We start from the raw sequence: 25,589 nt of genomic DNA, 5'->3' as shown, positions 1-25,589 counted from the left end.
AGCCTACACAATTATCTTACGAAACCTTCATGCTTTTCCGTCTGTTCTGACTGGCTTTTTCAGCAGCGTTATTTTCGACTTTTTGCGACGCAGCCTGCCCTTCCTTTTGTTGATCCGATTGAACACCTGGTAATAGCACCACGCCAGCCTCACCCTGCATTTGAACTGCAAGATCATTGCCTTGTTCCTGTTTTTGAGCCTGTTGCTTTTCAATTTGCTTTACTTCCAGGCGCTGGTTAATACTGTCGTAAAAGTCAAAGCGATCCTGACGGGGGTTTGCAGCCATTGTGCCCTTTATTTCTTCACCGTCTTTGACAAGGGTCACTTTGGCAAGGTTCCCTTTTTCGAGGGAAGCGATCAGACGGGTCTTGTCGTAAGGGGTTTCCAATTCCTTTATGGGGTATTTTTCCAATGCCTTAACGTGATCCCAGAACATCGTTTTTGGTAGAAAATTGCCGTATTTATCAGTTTGCTTAAAGTCGAGATCCTTCCAGGATTTGTAGGTCTGCTCAGTGGCGATTAGTTTCTTTTTGTCGCCTTCGCCCACCTCTTCCAGCTTGTTCAGCTCCTTAAATACCGCACGAGAATCCAGCATATTATACCGTTCCTTCAAAGTATAGTTATTTTCCTTGCCGACGTAATAAGATTGCGTGAGAAGATCTTCCTTACCAGGTTGCTTCAGCGCCAGATCAAACCCATTGAAAAAGTACAGATCACTTTCCTTGGATTTGCTGAAATGCAGCGTAGATGAAACCTCATCCTGGCCGAATTTGGTTTGATGAGGGATTGTAAAGGCTTCTTCTCCTGCTTTGATATTCTCCTTGATTCCGTTGTCCAGGTTTTCACCAAACCCCAAAAACTTTACCTGGTTCTTCAGGTATTCATAATTTTTCATGTTGATTTCCATAATGATTGAGTTTTTAATAGTTAATTTTTTGTAGTTAAACTGACTTGGATAGGTTGATTCCTTAAGGTCTTTCGGTTTGACTTCCTTTAGCTTATCATCATATAATTTTAGTTTTTCATCTGCGGCATTGAACCTGGCATACAAAAAATGACGGATGTTTATAGGATCACTAAGCGAGTTTATTTCCTGAATGTTCCAAGCCTTTTCCCTTAACTCTATATCATATTGATAATGCGCCGTTTTGAGCGCAATACCACTGTAGCTTTCCGGCCAGCCGTCAAGATCGTGCCGAAACTCCCGGCCCTTGTATTGCCCGATGAGCAGGTAGTCGCTCCTGTCCGCGTTATCGGTAGCTTGCCGGGTAAGTTCTTTAAAGCTGGGTTCAGCGTATTCCAGCGAGGGAAAAGAATCAACCACCCATACGCTATGCCCCGTTTCGTAAACCTGATGGCCCGGATGGTGGTGTCCGACGACCAGGAACAGATCGGCCTCCTGTTCCGGATCGATCATTTTGTTCCATTGCACAGGAAAGATCGCCCCGCTTAGCATAAACGGTAATGCTTTTTCTGTATCTGTTCCCGGAGTAAGCTGAACAGATTGTCCGTTTAATTTATCCGTTACCGTGCCTAAAGACAGGTTATCAGACAGCGCCTTTTTCCCTCCGTGGCAGGCCGTTTGCAAGGTTTCAACAGGCATAAAGCGATAATCCAGGTATTCTTCCCGCACCTCATAAGGGTCATCTTCATAGGGATGGGATATCGAAAACTGATTATCCTGGCAAATTTGCTGTGCTTCGGCGGCTGAAACAAAACCGAAAAAGGCGGGCGGGCGCAGTTTGGCTTCTGGCATGGCGCTGAACGCTACCCAGTTCCAGCCTTCTGTAGCCGCCCGGCGCAGAAAATCCGCTATTTCGAGTTCCTCTGTTTCTTTAAATTCCATCTGAATTGATTTTATCGCTGGCTACCTGACTGTTTCCATTTCTTATTATCGCGCAACAACAGCGGATGCCCGTCTTTCAGTTTGGCCTTGATCCGTTTGACTTTTTTAGAAAAAAGCCCTTTTGCCGCATTGATGCCCGCACCGGTCAGTTGTGTGCTCACCGATGGGTCAAGGCTCATGAATTCAAGCCCCTGGACGCCATTGGCTGCGCCATCCCTTACCGCATCGCCGGTGATAGCTTCCGGCACACAGATCCCTTCCAGCCCGTCAGTCATGTCAAAAACCGTCAGGTCCACCGGTAGGATGTTTGTACCCATGCAGATAATTTTTATCGTCATCGCCAGCCGCTGGTTATACAGTTCGCCGCTACCGTAAAGCAACTGCCCTTTGGGCATTAGCTGACCGTTAATCGTTACGGTATCCAGCAAGCGCAAACGAACCACCGTACCCTGGGTGATCTTCTGTTTGCCATCGATGACAGCGGGAATCGCCTTGAACCGCCCGGGGTCAGCCCCTGTGACCTGCGACTCCTTTTTTTCCTTTAACCTGTCGGGATGCTGGATATCAAGGATTTTTTCCAGCAGTCCGTTCATCTGCTGCAATTCGGGGTCTTCATCTTTTGACTGGCCGGAATGCAAAGATTCGCCGGTGACCTCGTTATTTGATACAGCAGGATCAGGTTTGGCGGGTGGTGGCGGTTTGTTGATGGTCGTTTGCAGTTGAGCCAATTTTTTATTAACCAGGTCAACATCTGCGGTTTGCCTATCGCTCCCTATGTCCCGAATCTTGCTGTCAGCCCTCAGACCTGACGCTGAATTGGAATGAACAGGAAAATGGACACCTGAATCATTGGAATCAGCTCTTGAGCGATAATAGGGATCAATTTTCATTTGCTGCTTAAGCCGGACAGAATCCGATGCCGCCTTGTCGTAATAGCTCATTTTGTTCAGGCCGCGTTCATCCTTCAACCTGGCATCCGGCAATGTCGTATTCAATCCTTTGGAGGGGCTAAGCGAAGCATCTGCAGGGCTTACTTTGCCGCCGCCAAGTGCCCAGAATAAAAGCGTAGTAAAAAGAAAAACAATTAACGGCAGTACCAATAAGGATTTTCGCTGCCGGCGTTGTTTTGGGGTTAATGGTTGCTGTTTCATTTGATAATAATTATGTTGATTTATTGATTTGGAGTATTTCCCGGATGACAGCAGGGGCGATCTTTTCCATATTTAGCGATTGATGACCTTGATATCCTTGTTCTCCAATGTTTCCCAGCGCTGAACCAGGAAGCCATGCGGGTTATTATCGCTTCTGGCGACATTGCGCAGTTCACCTTCGGTGACAAGGCTCCGTATAACCGTGCTGGTAGAGCGGATAATACTTTCAGTGCCATAGCAGCGAAAATGGTAGGGATAGCTGCGCAGATCGACCGCAACGCTGTCCACCTGCAATTGCTGGCTGATATTTCCCGCGATCATATTGGCGTAGTAGCCACTCTCAGACAGGTTATCATATTCCTTTTTTGCCGATCCGTCCGCCAGGTAAAGTGCCTTACCGAGATTGGCCTGGATGACTTTATCATCCGGCGCCAGGGTAAAAAAGTAGTCATGAAATGTTTTGACATGGTCCCTGGCTTCTACCGCTACGTTATCCTTACGGTTCGTGGCGATGGCCTCTAATACTTTCCCATTGTAAAGAATGTAAAGACGGCTTTGGATGGTTTGCACCAGCGTTTTATTCTGGTATTCGATATAGCCTATGGTAATAAAATAGCCTATCGTCAGTATGATGGTAAAACCGCGAATATGCTGAAAGGCGGTTTCGATATTTTGCATTTTTTTAAACATGGGTTTTCTCCTTCTCTTTTCTTTTTCACTCCTTGTTTATTTCATGTGCTCCGATCAGGTCTTTCCTGAAAGCCTGCTTTGGGCATGTCCATTTCCTCCGCCACTATCCGTCTTTGATGGCTCCGTTTTGGATGGCATGCTTTTAGAAAAGCTTTGCATAAATGCACCACCGACATAGGAAATTGCCATTGATGACAACGCGCTTGTTTTGGCAAACAACGCATGCCCGCCCACATTCATGACGTAATTGGCCACGCTCGGTACCGTAAAATAGCCGACGATGCCGATAATCAGGAAGATCAGGTAAGCCGTGTTACTGTTTCCGAACTCATTACCCGGCAGGTTCCCGGTTTGCATATTCAGGATCATATTTTCCTGGATCTTAGCAATGATAGCCCCGAATATATTGGCAATGGGCAACCACATAAACACGTTGACATATCTCGCTATCCATTGCTTGAGCGTATGCTGGAACCCATCGAAAACGCTTAGCCCAAAGCAAAGCGGCCCAAGGATGGCCAGCACGATCAGCTTGAACGTCCTTATGGTATCCAAACACAGCGCCGCCGCCTGGAACAAGACATTGAGCATTTCGGCGATCCACTTCCGGGCCATATTGTTAATACTCCAGCCTGAAAAGGCATCGGAAATGGGATTAGAATTGGTGGCGTTCGCACCGGAATTATCAGGATGGCTGTATTGATACCATTTGTCTTGATCGGCATTCGGAGCAGAAGGCTCCTGTCCATCAGCCGTACCTGCCGGCTTATCTGCTAACATTGCAGCAATGGCCTGGTTTGAGTTGGTGACCATGCCCTGGGTTGCCGTCACCACGGGTTGCAGAACTCCATTGATAAGACCCAACACCATAGGGAAGAATGCGATGCAGAAGCCCAGCGAAAAAGGGCGTAAAAGAGGATAAACATCAATGGCCTCCGCTGCGGCCATATGTTTCCAGATCCGTGCCGCGATGTACCACAAAGCGGCAAAGCCTGCAATGCCCCGCGCTACGCCAATCATCCCGCTGCACAGCGGCAGCATCTGTTTATAGAGCTGCTGGAGTATTCCCTGTAAGCTGTGCAGGTCGTCCGCCACACCTTCCGCATGGCAGAGTAAGGGCAAAAGCGTAGCCGATGTTGCCAACATGGCAACCTTTAAAATTCTTGTTTTCATCTTATTTTTAGTTTATACCGTAAAGGCTTTTTAGCGTTTGCCGGTCGTTAGAATCCCTTGACCGCTGCAGCGCAATTTTGTAGGTTTCATCGTTGAATTTTCTTAAAAAGCTCAACTGGCTCCGGCTGGCCGTATAGATCCGGTCGATGGCCGTCAACCGCTCGGCATCGCTCATCCGCATTTTATTGTCCGTCATGACCATGGTGAGATCATCGGTATTTTTCAGACTCACGCTGAGCAGGTGATTGTACACATCCATCATATAGCCTAACTCATCGGAATTAAAATGCGGGTCCTGCCGGAGCGTATGATATGCGTCGTGGTACTCGCTCAGGAGGGTAGCCTGGTCACTGATGATGTCGGCCACTCGCGGGTATTTCCGAACAGTCGGGCTGACCAGCATCAATCCATCCAGAAATGCCTGGTGGAGGCTGAAATTTCCTTGTGAAACATCTCTGACCGAATTGTATCCTTTGTTTAACACTTCATAACCTTTATACATTTGCTGCAAAATACTTTTCAGCCCTGCCAGTTTCTGGTAATCCAGCACGAGTTGCTCGATGCAATCCGCAACGGATTGCGCCTGGCTTTTTGCAGGGATCAAGCAAACTGTAACGGCCAGCGCTACCATTATGGTGATCATCTTTTTCATCATTTCTCCTTCGGTTTTTTAATTAATACCATACAGCTTTTTGAGCTGATCTTTATCCAGTTGAGATTGTTGCCGGCTAAGGGCGAGCTTTCGGCATTTTGCCGTGAAATATCCCGCAAAGGCCTGCTTATCCTTCATTTGGTCATACAAATGATCCAACCTTTCAAGCCTTTGGCTATCGGTCAGCTGCAGTGTGCCTGGCGTTAAAACCTGCACCAGTTCATTTAAGTCGTGCTGACTTTCAACTAAAAGATTTTTATAGACCCGTTGCAGGTGGCTAAATTCTTCCGGGGATAATAATTGCGCCTTTTGCTGCCATTTTATTTCGTTGTTGCATACATTGATGATTTGCTGATGCAGGTCATAGGTTGATTTGGCTTTTGGGTTCGCCTGTATTACCGGGTTAACCTGTTCAAACGAGCTGAAATAAGCTCTGTGCAGGCCGAACGTGCCGTTCTTTAATTCATGGGCGGCATTCAATCCCTTTTCTGCGATGTTATAGCCGCTTTTGATGACGTGCAGGTAGAGCTGCAGATCAGCGACCTGCTCGGCCATCAATTTTTCTTTGCGGACCTGCTGGCTGAAAAAGCCGCCTAAAAACTGTGCATTTGCGTGGGTTAACACCAGGCTGGTGAAAAGAAAAAATAAGACGATCTTTTTCATGGGGAACTCCTTTCTGATTTTTAGTTGAAACTGTTTTTTATCGCAGGTCATAGAGCTGTCTGACAGACCTCCGGTCCTGTTCGTCTCTTGCGCGGGCAAGGCTCAGCGTCACGTTCTGCTGGTTGAACTGCCTTAAATGATCGAGGTTCGTCTGCATACCGGATGATGCCTGATGTATCCTTTGCATGCGTTCCGCATCGTCCATCTGTGTGCTGAAGGCATTAACAGCCACCATCACCTCATTCAGGTTACGCAGGCTTTCCTGCAGGATGCCTGTATAGATATTATTCATGTAGCTGAGTTCCTCCGCGGAAAAATGCTTGTCCTGGTGAAACAGCTCACTAGCCGGCTGGTATTCGCGGAGCAACTGCTTTTGCTGGCTGATGATTTTTTTCACCTCGTCATAGTCCGAAATAATGACCTTCACCTGCGCCAGCTCCTGGTAATAATTTTTATACAGATCACGTTCCTTGCCCAGCCAGCCGGAGATATCATTCAGCTTGCCCAGTGACAGGTTGTTCTCCAACTGTTGTTCTGCATTTTGCAGGGCGATGGTTTGGTTTTGCAGCTGCTGCACTTTCAGGTCAATCGCCGTGATCACTTTTTTTATCGCGGAAGTGACCAGCCCCACAATGGGTATTTGCGCCTCCGCTCTTTTAAAGGGAATAATGGTGACTATCACGATCATTCCGGTAATCCATAACATTTTCTTCATAGCTATGCGGATTTTTTCTCTTGACTCATTTGTTTTATCATCGCCTCAATCCCTTTTTGTACACTGCCGTGCTTTGCCGCCAGTTCCATGACTTTTACCCGTTCCCTGCCTTCGGTTGTGTAAGCGTAATATTCCTCGGGGCACAATTCGTTCTTGTACACTTTCATTACCTGGCCGCCGATGTCGACGAAAACTTCCCGGTTGTCTTTATTGACGGAGAGCATTATCGTTTTGCCTTTGTCGGACATCCCCAGCACATCCTGCAGCTTCTCGATCTTACCCTGGAATTTTCGCATATCCATCAAGATTTTGATATCCGCGTTATTGATGATGGCATCTTTAATGATTGACGACGAGATCAGGTCGTCTAATTCCTGGGTGATGACAATAGGGATCCCGTTGAATTTCCGGATGGTTTTAAAAGCGTATTTCAGGAACTCGGCCATGCCTGATTTGGCGATGGCTTTCCAGGCCTCGTCAATGGTAAGCACTTTCCGGACACCTTTCAGCTTACGCATCTTGGAAATGAACAACTCCATAATGATGAGCGTCGTTACCGCAAAAAGGGTCGGATTGTCTTTGATATTATCGAGTTCTATGACGATAAATGGCTGATCCAGCAGGTCCAGGTTCTCTTTCCCGTTAAGCAGATAATCAAACTCGCCGCCGTCATAATAAGGTCGCAACACATACAAAAAATTGTCCACATCAAAATCACGGTCCCTGACCCGCTGCCCCTTCAGCACTTCCACATAATCCGTTTCGAGATACTCATAAAAGGTATTGAAGCAGGGAAACAGATCCTTATTTTTTTCCAGGTGCAGGTAAAACCCTTGCAACGCATTGGACAGAGCCACATACTCCGAGCGGTTAAAACCGTCGTTTTCTTGCTTCCAAAGGGCGACAAGCAGCGCTTTCAAACTTTCTTTCTTTTCAATGTCCAGCCGTTCGCCGGCTTTAATATAAAATGGATTAAAGCGGATCGGATTTTCTTCGGTATACGTAAAATAGTAGCCGCCCACCAGCTCACATAATCCTTGATAGCTGCCGCCGATGTCGACCGTTACACAATGTGCGCCCTGATCAAACAGTGAGCGCAGTATATGATTAACCGTCATGGATTTGCCGCCGCCGGATGTGCCGCAAACCAGGACTCCCATATTGGAGGATATCCCTTCCCTGCGCGGTGCATCAAAGAGATCGACAAATACAGGCTTGCCCGAAAGCCGGTCGCTGAAACGGATGCCCTCATCAGGCGCAGCGCTCCTATAGTTACTTTCCTGGTTCAGGAAACAGCAGGCCTGTTCTGCAAACGTATCAAAGGTGTCATTGACGGGAAAATCGGCAGCATTGCCGGGAATGCCTGCCCACCAGATCTGCGCTGCACCGGCCGTTTCGGGCTTGGCGGCGGCATCCATACCGGCCAGTGCCGAAGCCACCTGGTTTTTCATCTGCTTCAGCTCCTCCGGGTTATCCGACCAGACCATCACATTGAAATGCGCTTTCACCGGCAGCCGTTGCCGGCTGATCGCCTCGTTTAGAAAATCATTGGTCGCATCCCTGGAGATCGCGTTCTCTCTGGAATACGCAGACAGGGATTGCAAACGCAAACGTTTCTTCTCCAGTAGCTTGAGCGTAGCCTGCGCATCGCCCACCATGATAAACTGGTTATATATATGGTTACAGGGCAGCAGTAAGCCCAGCCCGGCAGCAAAGCTGATCGGAAATTTGGTTTTATCGGTAGAATAGGCGTCATAGGTAATCCTGGAGCCGCACATAGAAGGCAGGTCTTCCGCATCACCCAGCGTATAAATGGCCAGTTGCTGATCACCGATACGCAGATCATCTTTGAACCGAATATCCTTGTATTGGTACTGATCGTCTTTTTCGGGAAGAAAGCAATAACGTTCAATAAATCCTGTCTTTTTCGGCTGGCTTTGCAGGTCACCTGCTTTCAGCTGGGTCAGCCTGATCAGCCGGCTGTCTTCCAGCAATCGCTTAAATTGCCCGGCCAGATCCAAAAATGCGCTTAATGCCTGTGGCTTAAGTGCTTCGCCGGGCACGAGGCTGGGCCGGATCAGGTTGGAAAACAAAGAACTCCCCGGTTTACGCCCGGCCGGCCTTTTGGTCAGCATCAAATAGCAATCGTGCTTGAGGAAAGGCCGCCCGGTAAAATAGCGGTCACTGCTTTCACTTAAAAAGCTGCCTGTTTTTTTCTTCACACCTGCTTCATATTTCTGCTGAACAAACCAGTCCTGCTTGTGCAGCACACTGTCTTTAGGTAAAACTTTGATTGCCTTCACCCAGGCCTGGTGAAGCCTTTCGTAATCCTCATCGGATAAGGTAAACACTTCGGGTAATGTAGCTTTAAATACCACCGTAAATTCGCCCTGCTTGGACAGGATGCAGTCATGCTCCACGCCCATAATAGGGAATATATCCTTCAACTCCTTTCCCATCTCACAATCCTTTTTTTAATTTCTTTATTCCCATTCTTCAGGAAGCCCTTTGGACGAGGCCTAAAAATGCGGCCGGTGTTTCGGCCTGATCCGCCTTGCAATCTCCTCATGTTCCTGGCGCAAATGCTCCCGGTTTCGCTGGATCATTGCCGGGATGTTCGTTTCGCTGAGCCCGATCACTAGGGCTTTCAGCTCCTTTTGAATGGGGTAGCGCCGGAGTAATTCTCTTTCGTCCATACCATACAGTCGGGCCGCGGCAACCGGGTCAAGCCCGATCTCGTTCGGAATTTGAATCTTGACTACACCTTCAGGGAATTCTGTTAGCTTAGGATCGATCTCTACCACCTGTTTCATGACCGGGTGGTAAAACGCTTCATACTTCCAGCCATCGCCAGTCAGTTCAAAGGTTTTTAAGCTAATGACCGGAAAAAAATATTTGGCATGCCGTAATTCCTGCAGGCGCAGGTCTATGGTGAAAGTCTCACCGGAAATATCGATCTGTGGCAACACGCCATTCAGCCGCTGGTCAAGCGCGGCCTGGTCAACGATGAGCTCGAAATCAGATTTCCCCATTACCAGTTCGGAGGGCAGGCCATATTTAATGGCCATGCCTTCGCGGTCAAGGTCTGTCATCTGCGGCACCTTGATCACTTTTACCCTGTTCTCGTCATACAGGTCTTTGGCTGCGCACTGCTCATCGAGATCGTAAAGTAAGTGATAAAATGCGCCCTGATCCTGCATGTCATGGATAAAGGAAATCTCGTTGACCTGATCATTGGTTTGTCGCAGCACCTGCTTGTCGATATCCACCAGGAAATCGGTTCCTTCGATGGTGAAAATCGGGACTTCTCTTAATTTGTTCATTCGGTTTCCTCCTTATCTGAAAAATGCTGAAAGTTTTTTCGGGTATAGGATTTCAATACCCTGGGGATTTGTTGCTTAGCCATGGCTTTCATTAACCCGTGCTCCCCGTATTTCCGGCTCATGCTGAATATTTTGACACTCATATAAGCACCGCTGCCACCGATCACGATAAAGCAAATGATCGTTCCCGCCCCGGCGATATACAGCACGGCAAATAAGATCAACAAGATGATCACCATTCCGCCGAAGTACCAGATATACTGCGCCCGCAGGCCCTGGAATTCGATACTTTTATTAATGCCTTTATTGATCTGATAGATGCTGTTGTTCATGCTGTTATTGGTTAGTTTAATTTCCACTTGTTGCCAACCTTCGCATAGATTGTCGGTGGCTCGGAGCCGGTCATATTTCGTTCGACGGCTGCAATCGTATCATGTATCGCTCCCCCGTGACTAAAAAGACATGGGCCTTCCAGCCTGAAATTCCGGGTACGGCCCATAACAATGGAATGATAACCGAAGGTGATCACCTTACCGCCAGGATTAAGGCATTGAACAATTTCATCTTTCAATTGGCGGAACGGGTTGCAGATAATGCCTTTATATAGCTCCATGCTTTTGCGGTAAGCATAAGGGGGATCAAGCAGGACGGCGTCAAACTTTTCACCATTCCAACTTTTTAAAAATGTTAAGGCATTCAGCCGGTACTCCGCAACCATCACGGGATCGAGGTCATTCCTGACCTCATCAAGATCTAGTTTTGTCATCCCCGCAAACAGGTTCAAAACTTTTCCTTCACAGGATTTCTCTACCCATTGGCGAATCCGCCTGACTGAAAAAGTGTAGCGGTGTAGCGGACATTGAATATGCTCGAAGATGATCATGGTTGTTCCTTTAAATTTTCAATCCCCTGTTCTTTTTGAATTGTAGCCGTTCGGCCTGGTCGTTGGGTTCAACCGGCGCGCCGTTCACAGCTTGCCCATTCCTAACCTCCATTGTTTTTTCCGTACTATTCATCGGCACCACGATAGCTTCAGTGCCTTTTAATTCCGCCCCGCTTGCGACCGCCTCCCCGGTGGATAACTGCTCTTTTTCCTGCCCTTGCTTCTCCTGTATTCTTTGCGCTATTTCCCGTTCCAGTTTGGAGAGTTCCGATTTCATTTGTTGTAATTCATGCTCTTTTTCAAAGGGCTTGTTCAGCAGGCTTTGGAGCTGTGGTAACTGTTCATGACTTTCTTTGATCTCTTTCGCGTATTTCTCCACCATTCCATCTACCTTATCAATGGCATTCAGGAAATAACGGGCCGCCAGTTTGGGATTGTCCGTATTGGGCACTCCGGAACTGAACACATAGCGGATGCTGCCATCGGGTCTTTCGGCGAACAGGGTATTATATTCGCTGGTAAGCGGCCTGCCGTCAAGGCTTGTCAGCTCTTTTTCATGCCGGATATACAGCCTAAACCCGTAAAGCTCGCCGAGGTCTTTAGGATTCTCTGCATTGCTGACCGGTTTCCATGCGCGGTAAAGACCGATGAGATAATTGCCGATGGCTTTACTGTCAGCGCTTTGCACATCTTTTAATTGGATCGGGTTGGCTTTTGTTCCACCCTTTTCCGTTTTAAGCTTGCCATGATACAATGCCTGATCAGCTTGAAGCGCTTTGAGTGTGCCTGTGATGGATATCTTTTCCTTTTCAAGATTTTCCAGCTGGTAGCGGACCCGGACGATCTCGCGAAAATGCGCCGTTTTCAGACTTTCCATCACTGCGATCTTTTTCTCGAGCTTGGTTTTTTCCAGTAAAGTGGTATCGCCGGAAAGGATAGCGATATATTCCGAGAAGTTCATGCCGCTCTTTTCATCCAGGGAACCCTCATCAATGGTGCGCACGTTCAGCTCGCAGTTCTTCATCTGCGAGATAAAGGTTTGCTTGTTTTTAAGCAGGTTGAACTTATAGTTGTCCAGCGACTGTTCAACCGCATAAATAAAGTTCTGCACTTTATTGCCGTATCCGGATTTGGCCAGTTTGTTACCCTGTCTTGCACCTCGGCCATTCCTTTGTTCCAGCTCGCTCGGTTTCCAGGGAATGTCCAAATGGTGCATGGCGATCACTCTTTCCTGTACGTTCAGGCCGGTTCCGGCTTTTTCTGTACTACCGATGAGGATACGGATCTCACCGCGGTTCATCTTTTTAAAGAGCTCCGGTTTTTGCTTGTCTGTCCAGTCGTGGATATAGGTGATTTGCGCGGCCGGTATGTTTAGATCGCCGACCAGCTTATCTTTAAGTGCATCATAGATGTTAAACCTATCGGGCTTGGGCGTGCCGATATCGCAGAAAACGATCTGGGTGCCGCGTTCCTTTTGGCTGTCTTCGTAAAGTTCAGCCAGCTTGCGGGCGCAGACATTCACCTTAAAGTCCGGATGATCTTCGTATTTGTAGGAATCGATGAGCCGCATGTCCGCAGCCATCTTCTTCGCATAATTCGTAGCGATCAACATCCGCCCCTTGTCTTCATCTTCGGTTAATGGCGGCCTGCCGATCAGGGTAGCATCGCCATTCTTAGCAAATTGCATCAGCCTTTTGATAAAGTCGGCCTGTTCCGGTGTTGGCGGGATATTGACCAGTTGCTCCTCCAGTGCAGGTTTGTCGAGCGAGATATGTTTGGCGGTTTTATAGTCCGTAATCTCGTTATAGAACAGTGCCAGCTCGGGTACCTTGATGAAATGTCGGAAACGTTCCTTCGCAACGATCTCGTTGGTAACAGAAAACTCGAAATCTGTTGTTTTCTTGGCGAACACTGCCGCCCAGCCGTCAAAGTTTTCGATGGACTGCCGCTCCATCTCGTTAGGCCGCAAATATTTAAAGATGAGGTACATCTCCGTCAAGCTGTTCGAAATGGGCGTGCCGCTCAAAAACGTCACGCAGAGATCGCTGTTAAATCTTTCCTGTAGTGTACGTACAGCAAACAGCATATTCAATGCTTTTTGGCTGCCCTCGGTATTGCCGAGCCCGGCCACTCGGTCATGGCGGGTAGTAAACGTCAGGTTCTTGAACTTGTGCGATTCGTCTACGAACAGGTGATCGACAGCCATTTCTTTAAAGTCAATCCCTTTGTCTTTCTTTTGTTCAATATCGTGCTCCAGCGTTTTGAGTTTGGCGGTCAGGTTCTTTTTGCGAACTTCCAGCCCTTTGAGCATTCTGCGCGAAATATCGCCGCCTTCCATTTGCAAGGTATCCAGATCACGCTCTGTATTATCTAATTCTGTCTGAAAGATGCGCTGCTGGATCTGCGGGGATTGCGGGATCTTGCCAAACTGGTCATGCGTCAGGATGATGCAATCCCAGTTGTTATTCTTGATCTCGTGGAACAGGCGGAGCCGTTTGTCCGGCGTAAAGTCATTTTCTCCGGGTGCCAGTATCCGGGCCTTGGGATAGGCTTTTCTATAGGTTTCTGCAATCTGGTTGACATTGGCTTTGAGCGCCAGAATCATGGGTTTATGCACGATGCCCAGCCTTTTCATTTCCTGTGCGGCTACGATCATCGTCAAGGTTTTGCCCAACCCAACTTCATGATCAATCAGCGCGCCCCGGTTTTGCACAATCCGCCAGGCTGCGTTCTTCTGTGAGCTGTAGAGATCGTCAATTCCGAGTGCCTTTTTGTCCAGCCCCGGGAAGGTCAGGTGATCGCCCTTGTATTCCCGCAACACATAACAATTGAAGGTATCATTGTATAGCCTTTCCAGGTATTGTTTTTCATCCGCAGGCAGGTCACCGAGCCAGCAGACAAAGCCATTACGAATCTGTTCGATCTTCTGGTGCGCCAGCTGGATAGCCTCGTTATCGGGATACCGTTTGGTCTTCCCGCCGCCAAGCGAAACCTCGTAGCTAAAATAAGGGCTCGTATTTTCCAGCGCATGCTCCAGCAGTGTATAACCATAAGTTCTGCGACTGCTTTCTTTCGGGCTAATGGCAAACTCCCGGCTGATTTTCAGGTTGCTGCCTTTAGTGCTAACTTTGAAGCTGTCACCGGAATGCAGGTAAGTAATAGTAACGGGCAACTCAAAGAAATCACTGGCGAAGCGCTCGTAATAGCTTAACGGAAACCAGCGTTCACCAAGATTGAAATCCAGTAATTCAAAAGGAATCCGATCAGGCTGCACCCGGCTGATCTCCCCTAAACTGTGCTGCAGGTGCGGATCACCCGGATTTTGACTAATCCGTTCTTCCGCAATAGCCAGCTTTTCAACGACATTTCCCGAAAGATACTGATCAATAGTTTCCCATTCCCGGCTTTGCGGGTTCAGGCAGATATGGCTTTGCAGGCTGATGATGGCTTCTTCCGGGTTCAGACCAGTAGCCGCCCCGATAAAGCTGAGATCAACGGATCCTTTTTCATTGAGGCAACGCGCGAGCGCTGATACGGGATCATCCGTTTTAAAAGCCTCCGTGCTGCGAAAAACCGGGCCGCTCAGAATATCTGCCGGTTTAAAATCGGCACCCTCCTTTTTCTCCATAGAAGACAAGAGTTTGAAGCCGAAAATTTCGTCGGTCAGGATAAGGTGGCGGTTAGCCGGGCGATTGAGTTCCCCATATTGCTGCGTGAACCAATTATACGCTTCATTGAGCTCGCGGCGGAAGGACGGATATTCGGTTTGGGCGGCAGCCTCTGTTTCTGATAAGGCGAGATAAGTATCCCGCACACGGATATAGCGCTCGTAAAATATCGCGTCCTTCTGATTCGCCAGTGGTTCGAAAACCGCCTGCGTACGTGTCTCATTGATTTGACGAATAGTGCCTGTTTTGCCATCCAGGCTGACCAGGCTACCTTCCCGGTGAAAGGCATGGAGCGCCCGGTAGTATTCTTCGGCGTTTTTATTGAAGCCGAAAAATTGCTTCAGGCTCTGATCGCCCTCGAAATAAAAATCATGGTTGAATCGTTGTAGCGAGGGCACTAATTTGGGTAGTTCCTGGTTAAGCAGATTACCATTCAGCCAGTTGTTTGGGACAATTACGCCCGCCACGTTGACCACCAGCTTATAGAGGTATTGCTTACTGCTTTGCTGTTTGGCAGTCAGGAGTACCGCGATCTCGTGTTGCGGTTTATCTTTTGTCCGGATCGTACCGATCAGCCGCGCGGTAGCTTTAAGCACATTGGCTTCATCGCTCTCGCGGATGTAGTCCATTGCCCGGTTGCCGTTTTCCGCGGGGGCAGTATCGAAAAGGCCCAACTGAACACTGACCTGCGTAATCGAACTTTCAGGCATTGGTAAATAGGTAAGCGAAGGCTTTTCTTCGGGTGTCTGTTGTTCCTTTAGTGATGCCAGGGCGCTTTGGAAAGTCTGGAGGTTGAAATTCGAACCTAATCCGTCCGTCAAATTTTCCCGGAGTTTGTCAGCAATAAGATTGATCTCTCCTTGCTGCCAAACTACTTGATGTGCCTGCCCGTATTGTGTTCTTCCGGCTCTGACGGTATCACCGGCAATGATGCGTTGCTGTTCATCATGGATAAACTCGTTTACGTGGTATTTGCCGAATTCATTTTCTTGCTGCATCGTTTCAATCAGCAGCATTTCGTCAATACTATAGGATTCTTTCGCCGTACGCTTTTGTACAATCAGCAGATGGCTTGGCGCTTCGGTATTCCCCGTATCCTTCATCAGGTTATCGGGCATAACGGTTACACTCATAAAATCAGCACGATCGAACAGATAGCGTCGGGCTTCCTTGTTGGAAGGGCTGTTTAAAAAAGCATCTGTGGTAATATAAGCCAATATGCCGCCTTCAGCCAGCTTATCCAGACCCTTGGCGAAAAAATAGTTATGGATCTTACCGGAGATAGCCAGGTCAGGGAAAGCCGGGTCAAAGATCCGGAAGCTTCCGAAAGGTATATTACTTACGATGAGATCATGCTGCCCGTTTTCCCGGTTGTCCGTATCTTCCAGTCCTTTTATTTGAACTTTTACAGGAACCGGCAGGGTTGCTGCTAATGCCTTCAGCACCATACCCGTGACGAAATCTTTTTCCACTGCGGTAACCCGTTCCGTTTCCGGGAAGGCCTTAATCAGTTCGGTGATAAATATTCCCGCGCCGCTACTGGGTTCATAGGGGTGTTTGGGGTGAATACCCTGATCTTTTAAAACCCGGTACAGGGTTTGAGGTATGATTGCCGGCGTATAATAAGCCGTCAGGACGCTATCCCGGATAGATTGAACGGCAGTTTTATAATCAGCGTCGCCCAGGCCGTCTTTCAATAGCTCGTGGAGCTCCATGATGGACGGGTACAGCTTCAGATCACTTTGGGAGGCGTTGCGATCGATCCATTTCTGTTTTTCGCCTGCCGGGAACATCACGGCTTTCAGGCCGCCGAAACCGGAATAAGCCTGCAAAGCCGCCTGTTCTTCCACTTTTGGAGTGATCCCGTCCCGGTAGTCCAGCGCAATCCTGATCGCCCTGATATTATCCCTTAACTTTTGAAATTGATTGTAAGCCATCTTCCCGCACTTATCTTTTCCTAAATCTTTGCTTTACCTTCCGAGGTATTCAGCAATCATGCCCATGACCGCGTATTTCAATTCTTTACTATCTTCATTTTCTTCTCCGAAGCCGAATACCTCGAAGATGGGTTCACAGGCACCGATGAGGTTGATGATCTCGTAGGTCAGGATGCCGCTCGAACTCATCCGCTGGTAGTCTGTCTCAAATTCTCCGTCCAGCAGCGTCCGTACATATTCAAAACGGGACGGCCTTAGATCCCTGGTCAGTTCCTCCATACACAAGGCCTCGACAACATATATCGGCCGGTTTTCCGCCTGCAATGCCAGGCACAGTTCCATGACCGAATCCACCTTATGTTCCAGGTAATGACTCAGCCGGTGATCTTCCTGCAGGGAGATCAACAGATCCAGGTGGTTATGGATCAGGTAACTATGCAGTTTGTTAATGAGTTGCTCTTTCATGACTATATGCCGAAAAATGATTTGATAATGGTGGCAACGACCACTAAAAAGATGCAGGAGCCGAACCATGCCGCTGCTACCTTACTGGTATCCTGGTCCCCGCCATTCCATTTCTGGTAAACCTTGACCGCCCCGATCAGGCCGACTATCGCGCCAATCCCGTACATCAGGTTTGTTCCTGATTCGAAATAACTGCGAACCTGGGTATTCGCTTCATTGATACCCGCATTTCCGTCCTGGCCTCGTGCCGTCTGATTAATAATCAGGGCTGATAGCAGCAACAATCCCATTTTCAGGGATCTTCCCTTTAACTTTCCACTCCACTTTTTCATCTTCACTTATCTTTTCGTTAAAAATTCTGTTCAAAGACTTTCCAGTCCCACTCCGCAGGCACCTGTGGAGGAGGTTAGGAAAGTGCTGTCGCCTGTGTCCCGCTTTCTGTTTTCCTCATTGGTCTAATGGGTCGGGCAGCGCGAGCGGTAATAAATTGTCACCTGTCTTTTAGTTCCGGCGAACCCGCTCCCGGCTTATCGCCGGGATGGGGCCGGAAAGGGCGCTGCCGGCTAATCGCTCCACCACTGATCCACCTCGTCTTCGGTTAGCCCGGCAACGCCTGTTCGTTCGCATTCGGTCACGACCTGCTCATTGATCGCAGGCCGGTACGGTGAGGATTTCAAGGTTATATGAGCCCTGAAAATTTCTTTGAGTTGCAGTATGAGGACATCCGGTGCGTAAGGCTTGTTTGAAGCGGGGGCAACGCACTTTTTCACCCACTTGATCAGCTCATCGGCTTCCTTTATATCATTGTCCGGATAAATTTCTTCGCCATAGCTTACCTCCTCTGGTAAGCCGTCGACCGGCGCATTTCGATCCCGATGGGAAAACGTCTCCTTTACGCTTTCTCCCCCATCCTGCTTAAATGGATGACTAAACAGTTTTTTAATATCTTCTGCATAGAAACGAATACCTATGTAGACATAATAAATGACCAGCAGCAGTATTGCCGCCTCGAAGTAACTGGTCCATGACAGGTGATTTAACATGATTCTTTTTCTTTGTTGGTTTGCGTTTTCACTAATTCTTTGCTCACTTTCAACTCGATAGCCCGAGCCTGTTTGCTGATACAAAGGAACTGGACAAGCCGTTGCGATACAAGTCCAACTTATTGCAGTATCCTTTTTGTATCCTTGTATCCACTTACTAATCAGATATTTAAATTTCATTATTTTCTAAAAAACTGTATTGAGCCTGAAAAAGTCTCACGTTATTCTGGTACGTTCTCTTTGCCGCTGAAAATCAATATTGGTTGGAATCACCCATATTGGAATGAGTTATTCCCGAAAAAAGGTCCGGGAATAAAAAAGTGGCTTAAAAATTAAATCGTTTTGTGTAATGCTTTAATTACAACTAAAAATATTGGTATCCAACTTTAGCCTTGAAGCATGATGCCGGTCGACGATTTGCTGGTTAGTTTAGCAACAGACCTCGAATTGTTACCTTGGGACGGCGACGATAACGAGCAAGGGCCATACGATCCACACGCGCAGCAGATGACACTCGTTAACTTTGACATTCATCAAAACCCGAAGGCATTGATGAATGTAATTTATATGCGACGATCAGACCGGCACTCATTTATTATTTGGATCAGGCAGCGCGATATTTGCGTATTGAAGGCGCTGACTTTATCATTTGTATAGATACGCTGGTCCTTAAATATGAAATGCTGATCCGTAGTTTCTTACAACACTGTGGGGTTGCAACAACTGTGATCGATAGTCCAGGCGGAGAATCCCGGGGAAAACTATTGCCCGAATTGCTTGATAAACTACCGCAAGACCGTTTTGATGAAAAAGACAAACAACTAATCCGACACATTTATACAAAAAATGGATTGGACCTTCGCAACAATATCGCCCATAGCTACCTGGCACCAAAAAGCTATACGCTGGAATTGGCTGATACTGTAGTATGGCCAATCATTCGGCTGGGGCAGTATACCGCGTCTGATCAACCGGAGATAAATTTGTAATTATAGCCTGTCTGGAGCCGTTTGCATCTTTTTGCCGGCAAGATTGCTGATCTTCCAAAGCTGATAATTCAGATTGTACAGTAATTTAGAGGCTTTGCAAGCGCGCTCCAGAAAGTCCGGCCATTTATTATCCATGGGCCATTTGATTATTAGCTCCCCTAAGTTAAGATTGTTTCTGTCAGGCGTAGATGTGTTCATTTCCTCCATTTGAAACAGCATAAAATGACGGATCAATTGAAAAGCGGTGCTGGTTTTATTTCCAAAAATGGCCGTTCCTTTGGCTTCAGGCGATCGCCCCCGGTAAATTCAAACGCTCCTAACATTTTAAGTTCTCTCAAAGCCGCTCAAAAATCATCGGTCATATAGCGCAGATTTTCCGAATGGATGATATAAGATTCCAAGTAGAAATTATTGTGGGTCACTCCCCAATGAAAGGAAAGATCCTTCTTTTTCGAGCGTAAAAGCAAATACTGGCTGAATACAGTGTTGAGCAAAGGGACGTATCCCATTCATCTTTAAACTGGCCATAAGCAAAGAAATTGCTGGCTATGCGGATAAGCAAGTCATTGGCCTGGAAAAAAGTCCGTTCAGCTTCTTCCTTTACTACAGATCCGGGCTCATACTGTATGGACAAATGCGCTCCCAGTTGGCGCTCCCAGCAATCAAAGTTTACATGTCTTTTGTCTATAAGTTTTTTTTTTAGCAATCATGATAAAGTCAGGTTTCGAATTGCTAAGCTAAGGTACTTCTGCAAGCAGGCAATGGTGAAAATTAATAAGTTTATGTTGTATAAATAATTCCATGGGACCCCCACCTGAACATTTCCCATTGCCGCAAGTTCATGTTTCATTGTTGAAAGTGCCTTCGCATTTCCCATTGCGTCATCAACCGGATGACAAGTATTAGTTTTACGAAAGATGGTTGAATTAAAATAACCAATCGCACTATTATAGTTTTTTATATTATTTTATATTAACAACCGCCACTATTTTAATTTTTATTAAAAATCTAAAATAAGCGCTATCTTTGTTTTAGTTATTAGAATTATGAAAACATTCGATCCGGGTAAATATATTAAACAGGGTTACTACAAAAGCTTCCAGCCGAACCTCATTAACCGGGAGTGGCAACTGGAGGATATGGAAGTCATTAATTTATTGAGCCAAGCCGACAGACAATTGGGGCGGCTCGATATGTATTCAGAATACATACCCAACATTGAACTCTTCATCAGTATGCACATTGCTAAAGAAGCCACCCAGTCCAGTAAGATCGAAGGCACGAATACGAATGTGGAAGAAGCTTTCCTGGATCGAGAAGAAGTGTCACAGGAGAAACGGGATGACTGGGAGGAAGTTCAGAATTATATTCAAGCGATGAATAAGGCGATCTCCTTATTGGATGCCCTTCCTTTCTCGTCTCGCCTGATCCGAGAAACCCATAAAATATTATTACAGGGAGTCAGGGGCGAGCATAAACAGCCGGGAAGCTTCCGAACAAGCCAAAACTGGATAGGCGGCGCCTCCATCAACGACGCTACGTTCATTCCGCCCGTACACACCTCCATTCCGGAATTAATGTCGGATATTGAAAAATTCGCAAATGATGAACTCAACAAATTCCCGGAGCTGCTAAAAATCGCTTTGTTGCATTATCAGTTTGAAACCATCCACCCTTTTTTAGATGGTAACGGCCGTGTCGGAAGATTAATGATCACGCTTTATCTGGTAAGTAAGAACATATTAAAAAAACCGATCTTATACCTATCTGACTTTTTAGAAAGAAACCGCGGACATTATTATGATAATTTAATGATGGTTAGAGAAAAAGGAAACCTTAACCAATGGCTTAAGTTTTTTCTGGTGGGCGTAATAGAAACAGCCAAGAACAGCATCCAAACTTTTGATGGCATCCTGCAGTTACAAAAACAGATCGACAGCAAAATTCAATCATTAGGCAGTCGCGCAGGGAATGCTCAAAAGATCATGCATTATCTTTACCAAAAACCCGTTATTCATGCGCAAAAAATAGCGGAAGTAACCGGCCAGTCACCTGCAAGTGGTTATAAATTATTAGCCGATTTTGAGCGCTTAGGTATACTCGTAGAGGTGACCGGCGGCCAAAGAGGAAAACTATATGTATTTAAAGAATATCTGGACTATTTCAAATAATTGTGACACTACTTTCGACTTGAATGAGGCAGTTCCCGCAGCTCCGCGATACCCAAACTAATGGTGCCTCTTTGCTTTTAAAAGCATATTATCAATACTTCGTTGTTCGATTTTTGCAACTTTGTTTCCGAAAGAGCTGCTTCTAATCTCCTGATGCGCTCCTCACTTTCTTTTTTTATAATTGGAAAGGTGAGCACCTGGTGAGCAGGTAAATAACAAGAATATTGACATTCAAAAACGGCCGGTTATGCGAAATTCTCCATTCCCTCCAGAAATTAACATGAGCATTTAGTAGTGCTATGTATGCATTTCGAAATCATTTGGAAAGGTTAGTACTCACGTATTTTTTGAATCAGCTTTTCAAGAGCTGCGATAGCAGTCTCCTTATCACTTTCTTCCGGGTGATAAGAATTGCTGCGCATACTGTCCCATGACAGCTCTCTTTTATGTACGGTCGACAAAAACGGAACTATGCTTTTAAATACCGTGCTCAGGGAACGGGCGACAATCAGTTTTGTATCATCTGCTGCTTTTAAAATTATTCCCAACTGGTCGACACTTAATTTACAGATTACTTTAAACATTGCTAAAGTTGGTGTTACCTGTTGTTTGGGAGGTGCCATCATTTCCGGAAAATAAGCTTTGTATCTTTTTTCTATCGTATGGGATAGTTCATTCAGGTAGCTGATGATGGCGTTTCCAGCCGTCTTTAAAATACTGTTATCGGGATAATGATCCTGATTAAATGATGCCTGCCGCTTCAGCAGCTGTATGGCCTCCGTATACTGTTGCAAAACAGCCTTCTTTTTCTTGGTTGAAAAAAGCCAAAAGGTATGGGCCCTCAAGTTGCTAATTACCCGGTGCACTTCCATCTCAAACTGATTTTGCAGACGGTTCAGTTCATCCGCATCCAACTGGTCGGCACCACCTTTAATGGGGTTAAGTGTTAATTCGGTTACATCATCCAGCCATGCAAAGGGATAATGTTCGGCGAACGCAGATCTCTTTCTCATATCTTTCCTTCATTGAAACCATAAATGAATTAAAGGCTGGCTTGATTTGCCATACCTGTCTACATCTCTTTTCCGATCAAACGGAAGGCAAAGATGTAAATACCGGTCTTTACTGAAAATGAGGATTTTACCCTATTTTTAAAGAATAGGTAAAATTCCCTATCCGAAAATCCAACTGAATTTAAACTCTATTGAAAAGTTTGTGGAGTAGGGCTACTTTATTGCTGACCCGCGACTTTTCATAAATATTCTGCATATGATTGTCTACCGTTTTCCCGGCGATGAACAACTTCTCTGATATCTGCTTATAAGTCAACCCCTGCCGGATTAATAATACAATTTCAATTTCACGATTGGTGAGCCGGTAAGACTTGCACATCTCCTCGAACACTTCGATTCCACCATCATGATTCCCGAGCTCCAGCAAACGTAAGTATTCTACGCGCGCCAGCTTAACCGACCGCCAGATGAACAAAAAAGTAATCCCGATGATGCCGGTGTTTGTGCAAAGCACTTCTACAAGCTGGCTGCTTTCCACCAGTCCAAAAAAGGCAAGCGACGCCCACGGTGTAATAGCCACGTACATGGCAATTTCCGCCGTGTACTGATGGATATTCCTTTCTTTCTGATGCTTTTTCCTGATCGCCTGGTACATCACCCAAAGAAGCACCATGGCGTACACGAACGGAAGAATCATGCCAAATTTGATATCAGCATCCAAATCACCGTTGATAGCATATATGACCACGAAAAATATCAGATAGGGAAGTATGAGAAACAGCGGAACACCGAAATATGCATGCCAGCGAAGAGTCGCTAGGTCGAATGCTTTATAAAAGTAAAAAGGAAAATAAGATGCCATAAAAAAGCCACTGCCATAGGCGACCATCATTTGAGTAGCGATTGGAATGTCGATCTTGGGATCTGGAAAAAGGCCACCGGTTATATTGTAAAACAGCAGCAAGGCCAGTAAAATCAGGTACCACAGCCGGTTCTTGTCCTGCGGACGAAACAAATAATAGAAAAGCTGCAACAGGAACATTCCCGCTTCGAGCAAAATAAAAATAAATGTAACGAAGTGAATTTGTGTACCAAAGACCAGCATATCTTATGATTTATCCGGCTCACGTTTTAAAAAGTACAATGGGTAACCAAGATCAAGCTGATCGTATGCCTTAAATTTGAAACGCTCATACCAGGGCAGGTTTTCCAGGGTTGATGTTTCCAGATAGACCGGAAGTTGTCTGCCATTGGATGACCTAATAATTTCATCCAGCAATTTACTGCCAATCCCCCGATGCTGGGAAGCTGTATCCACACCGATAAACCAGAGGTAAGTCATCGGCTCCTTTGGCTGCTTCCCTTTGATTTTGATCTCCCGGTTGAGAGCTTTTACCATTCCGCTTAATCCAATGGCCTGAACAATTAATTTCAGGTCCAGCCAAATCGAAAGGATTGTCGTACGTTTTTGCTGCGGAAAAAGGATCAAAGCAGCTGCCTGATCATCGTCAGCTAACCACACTTCCCCAAATTGAAAACACATTTCAAAGGAATAATCCATCAATGCACGAATGCGCTTCATCTTATGAATATCCTTGCAAACGATGTAATTAACACTTTGATTTTCTTGAAAGGATGCTGTCAGTAATTCTATTACCCTCGTTTTATCCTCATGTGTTGCTTTAACCATACCGATGATTTTACTTTTTACGCACCTGCTAATTTAATTCGGAAAAAACATTTTATTGATCCTGGCGACCATTTTCAAAAGTATTTCCCTGACCGCATAAGCGGTGAACTGGTCAGCGGTATAATATAACCGGTTTATACTTGTGCATGATATTCTTTCCTGTTTTTTAGCAATGAAATGGCGGGAAAAGAATTTCATGATCGCTGCAATATTCTTTATGGCGAAACAGCCTTCCTCATACATCAGCCTGACGAACAGTGCCAGCTGCGCTACTGTCAATTTTAATTCAAGTCTTTTTCGCAATTCACCATCCGAAATCTCAGGTGGAAAGGTTTCGTGCCTGATCAATTCGTTCAGCCATTTCGCCAGTTGGATGTTAACTGGCTGTGCTTTGCAATCGCAGCCCCTATTCAGTACGACCTGCATAGACTTCAAATACAGCAATTGCTTGTTTAACATGGGTAGCTGATCCTGAGGCCGTAGTGTTGATTTTCTGGAAACAATGAATTCCTGATACCACTGACAGAAACCACCATGGTTGAAATTCATGTAAAACAATACCTCGGTTACGCTGTGCGTCAGATCGCGGCTGTCGATATAGTCAATGGCGACGGAAATCGTTTCTTCAAAAGTAAAAAAGTACTCCGCCGCCTGATAGGTGATTGGCGCAGATAATTCCGTCGATATCATCGTCGCCAGGTAATCGAGCAGGCAGGTCCGTAAATTTCCATCCAATTCAACGGTTAATAAATTCGCACTCAGCTGCTCTGCCTTGTCGGCCAATTCCTTTCGAACTGCGGGAATAACTGCATCTGGAAGCTTGCCACCCTCATTAATGTAACTATGGAAGTATTGGATTTGAAAGTTCCTCAGATCCAGAAGACAATCAAGCAGGAAAACCAGTAATTTAAGAGACGGCGGTGTTTGCTGAACAGCTGCTTTCCTGGATTGGTCAATCTGAAGATAAAGCAGATCGGCCAGCTCCAAAACAACTTGTTGTTGATGCCTGGTAAAACGCCTGATGACTTGATCTTTCGCCTGACTGAATAACAAATCAGTCCATGCCTTCTTAATCCTTTTACAATCTTCCGCAATCCGGTATTCATGCTCGGACTGGTAATCAGCGGATCGGTCATCGTTGCTCTGGATATCCGACCAAAACGTAACAGCCAATTGCGACAGTAACATCAGCTCATCCTTTAACATAACAAACCCATTTAACTCATTAATAGCTCAACACCCAAATGCTTATGACCGGAGCGTACTCCTGCGGTTAGGCAAATACGTTTGCCCGCTAACTGTGGTCAGGACGGTTATGGTCGTATTGGTAGGATCAGTTTCTCCTGCTGTGGTCTCTGAGCTGTTTACACCCGACGGACCGTTATAGCTATACAACCTATTTGTCTCTTTTTTGAAATTTTTTGCCTTTAAATTTTTCATACAGGTAACTTTTCGCTCAAATTAGGAGTAGAAAAGAAAGCGTGGCAACTTTGTTACACGCACGACAGTTTGTGGTA

Annotated in this window: 25 protein-coding genes; 3 read left to right on the top strand and 22 right to left on the bottom strand. The window is 46.3% G+C overall.

Annotated features, from left to right (window positions below):
- Positions 1-16: 16 nt before the first annotated feature.
- From AC1D0K_RS07650 to AC1D0K_RS07580, 15 genes are all read right to left on the bottom strand, one after another.
- Complete coding sequence (locus AC1D0K_RS07650; protein ID WP_477390249.1) at positions 17-1,846, bottom strand: hypothetical protein; 1,830 nt, start codon at positions 1,844-1,846, stop codon at positions 17-19.
- 11 nt (positions 1,847-1,857) lie between these two features.
- Positions 1,858-2,997 (bottom strand): conjugative transposon protein TraM, encoded by a 1,140-nt coding sequence (locus AC1D0K_RS07645; RefSeq protein WP_477390251.1) that lies wholly within the window; start codon positions 2,995-2,997, stop codon positions 1,858-1,860.
- Between the two features lie 72 nt (positions 2,998-3,069).
- Entirely contained in the window at positions 3,070-3,675 is a 606-nt protein-coding gene (traK, locus tag AC1D0K_RS07640) for a conjugative transposon protein TraK (protein ID WP_477390253.1), read from the bottom strand.
- Positions 3,676-3,741: 66 nt separating this feature from the next.
- Positions 3,742-4,860, bottom strand: a complete 1,119-nt coding sequence (gene traJ, locus AC1D0K_RS07635; protein WP_477390255.1) for a conjugative transposon protein TraJ — start codon at positions 4,858-4,860, stop codon at positions 3,742-3,744.
- A 7-nt stretch (positions 4,861-4,867) separates the two neighbouring features.
- Positions 4,868-5,515 carry a TerB family tellurite resistance protein gene (locus AC1D0K_RS07630; protein ID WP_477390257.1) on the bottom strand — a complete coding sequence of 216 codons (648 nt, stop codon included), beginning with the start codon at positions 5,513-5,515 and terminating at the stop codon, positions 4,868-4,870.
- A gap of 15 nt (positions 5,516-5,530) precedes the next feature.
- Positions 5,531-6,175 (bottom strand): hypothetical protein, encoded by a 645-nt coding sequence (locus tag AC1D0K_RS07625; protein ID WP_477390259.1) that lies wholly within the window; start codon positions 6,173-6,175, stop codon positions 5,531-5,533.
- Positions 6,176-6,212: 37 nt separating this feature from the next.
- Positions 6,213-6,890 carry a conjugal transfer protein TraI gene (locus AC1D0K_RS07620; RefSeq protein ID WP_477390261.1) on the bottom strand — a complete coding sequence of 226 codons (678 nt, stop codon included), beginning with the start codon at positions 6,888-6,890 and terminating at the stop codon, positions 6,213-6,215.
- A 2-nt stretch (positions 6,891-6,892) separates the two neighbouring features.
- Positions 6,893-9,349, bottom strand: coding sequence for a TraG family conjugative transposon ATPase (locus tag AC1D0K_RS07615; protein ID WP_477390263.1), 2,457 nt, complete (start codon positions 9,347-9,349; stop codon positions 6,893-6,895).
- Positions 9,350-9,409: 60 nt separating this feature from the next.
- Entirely contained in the window at positions 9,410-10,213 is an 804-nt protein-coding gene (locus tag AC1D0K_RS07610) for a hypothetical protein (protein WP_477390265.1), read from the bottom strand.
- The gene (locus AC1D0K_RS07605) at positions 10,210-10,545 is read right to left on the bottom strand and encodes a DUF4133 domain-containing protein (protein WP_477390267.1); all 336 of its coding nucleotides are present in this window, start codon (positions 10,543-10,545) and stop codon (positions 10,210-10,212) included. The genes AC1D0K_RS07610 and AC1D0K_RS07605 overlap by 4 nt, the downstream gene beginning before the upstream one ends.
- An 11-nt stretch (positions 10,546-10,556) precedes the next feature.
- On the bottom strand, positions 10,557-11,096 hold the full coding sequence (locus tag AC1D0K_RS07600) for a hypothetical protein (RefSeq protein ID WP_477390269.1): 540 nt from the start codon (positions 11,094-11,096) through the stop codon (positions 10,557-10,559).
- 10 nt (positions 11,097-11,106) lie between these two features.
- Positions 11,107-16,701 (bottom strand): helicase-related protein, encoded by a 5,595-nt coding sequence (locus AC1D0K_RS07595; protein WP_477390271.1) that lies wholly within the window; start codon positions 16,699-16,701, stop codon positions 11,107-11,109.
- A gap of 33 nt (positions 16,702-16,734) precedes the next feature.
- Positions 16,735-17,166 (bottom strand): hypothetical protein, encoded by a 432-nt coding sequence (locus AC1D0K_RS07590; protein ID WP_477390273.1) that lies wholly within the window; start codon positions 17,164-17,166, stop codon positions 16,735-16,737.
- 2 nt (positions 17,167-17,168) lie between these two features.
- Entirely contained in the window at positions 17,169-17,456 is a 288-nt protein-coding gene (locus AC1D0K_RS07585; protein WP_477390500.1) for a DUF4134 domain-containing protein, read from the bottom strand.
- A 273-nt stretch (positions 17,457-17,729) separates the two neighbouring features.
- A complete protein-coding gene (locus AC1D0K_RS07580; RefSeq protein WP_477390275.1) occupies positions 17,730-18,389 on the bottom strand; it encodes a hypothetical protein in 660 nt (219 codons plus the stop codon).
- Between the two features lie 219 nt (positions 18,390-18,608).
- On the opposite strand from AC1D0K_RS07580, the gene AC1D0K_RS07575 reads away from it, so the two are divergent.
- Together AC1D0K_RS07575 and AC1D0K_RS07570 are read left to right on the top strand one after the other, a co-directional pair.
- Positions 18,609-18,866 (top strand): hypothetical protein, encoded by a 258-nt coding sequence (locus tag AC1D0K_RS07575; RefSeq protein WP_477390277.1) that lies wholly within the window; start codon positions 18,609-18,611, stop codon positions 18,864-18,866.
- Between the two features lie 23 nt (positions 18,867-18,889).
- A complete protein-coding gene (locus AC1D0K_RS07570; RefSeq protein WP_477390279.1) occupies positions 18,890-19,198 on the top strand; it encodes a DUF4209 domain-containing protein in 309 nt (102 codons plus the stop codon).
- Here AC1D0K_RS07570 and AC1D0K_RS07565 read toward each other — a convergent pair whose 3' ends face one another.
- A complete protein-coding gene (locus AC1D0K_RS07565; RefSeq protein WP_477441838.1) occupies positions 19,199-19,396 on the bottom strand; it encodes a hypothetical protein in 198 nt (65 codons plus the stop codon).
- 220 nt (positions 19,397-19,616) lie between these two features.
- Positions 19,617-19,904 (bottom strand): hypothetical protein, encoded by a 288-nt coding sequence (locus tag AC1D0K_RS07560; RefSeq protein ID WP_477390283.1) that lies wholly within the window; start codon positions 19,902-19,904, stop codon positions 19,617-19,619.
- A 340-nt stretch (positions 19,905-20,244) separates the two neighbouring features.
- Here AC1D0K_RS07560 and AC1D0K_RS07555 point away from each other — a divergent pair, with 340 nt between their 5' ends.
- Positions 20,245-21,369, top strand: a complete 1,125-nt coding sequence (locus AC1D0K_RS07555) for a Fic family protein (protein ID WP_477390285.1) — start codon at positions 20,245-20,247, stop codon at positions 21,367-21,369.
- 329 nt (positions 21,370-21,698) lie between these two features.
- Here AC1D0K_RS07555 and AC1D0K_RS07550 read toward each other — a convergent pair whose 3' ends face one another.
- The 5 genes from AC1D0K_RS07550 to AC1D0K_RS07530 all read right to left on the bottom strand — a co-directional run bounded on the left by AC1D0K_RS07550 (position 21,699) and on the right by AC1D0K_RS07530 (position 25,512).
- The gene (locus AC1D0K_RS07550) at positions 21,699-22,382 is read right to left on the bottom strand and encodes a hypothetical protein (RefSeq protein ID WP_477441836.1); all 684 of its coding nucleotides are present in this window, start codon (positions 22,380-22,382) and stop codon (positions 21,699-21,701) included.
- 181 nt (positions 22,383-22,563) lie between these two features.
- Positions 22,564-23,487: a response regulator transcription factor gene (locus tag AC1D0K_RS07545; protein WP_477390289.1), complete on the bottom strand. Its 924-nt coding sequence runs from the start codon at positions 23,485-23,487 to the stop codon at positions 22,564-22,566.
- A 3-nt stretch (positions 23,488-23,490) separates the two neighbouring features.
- The gene (locus AC1D0K_RS07540; RefSeq protein ID WP_477390291.1) at positions 23,491-24,072 is read right to left on the bottom strand and encodes a GNAT family N-acetyltransferase; all 582 of its coding nucleotides are present in this window, start codon (positions 24,070-24,072) and stop codon (positions 23,491-23,493) included.
- A 33-nt stretch (positions 24,073-24,105) separates the two neighbouring features.
- The gene (locus AC1D0K_RS07535) at positions 24,106-25,278 is read right to left on the bottom strand and encodes a hypothetical protein (protein WP_477390293.1); all 1,173 of its coding nucleotides are present in this window, start codon (positions 25,276-25,278) and stop codon (positions 24,106-24,108) included.
- A gap of 42 nt (positions 25,279-25,320) precedes the next feature.
- Positions 25,321-25,512: a hypothetical protein gene (locus AC1D0K_RS07530; protein ID WP_477390295.1), complete on the bottom strand. Its 192-nt coding sequence runs from the start codon at positions 25,510-25,512 to the stop codon at positions 25,321-25,323.
- Positions 25,513-25,589: the final 77 nt, after the last annotated feature.

The sequence above is a fragment of the Mucilaginibacter sp. P1_A3 genome (assembly GCF_056406855.1).
The sequence above is the reverse complement of the archived record's forward strand: the minus strand, read 5'-3'. Positions and strand labels throughout refer to the sequence as shown.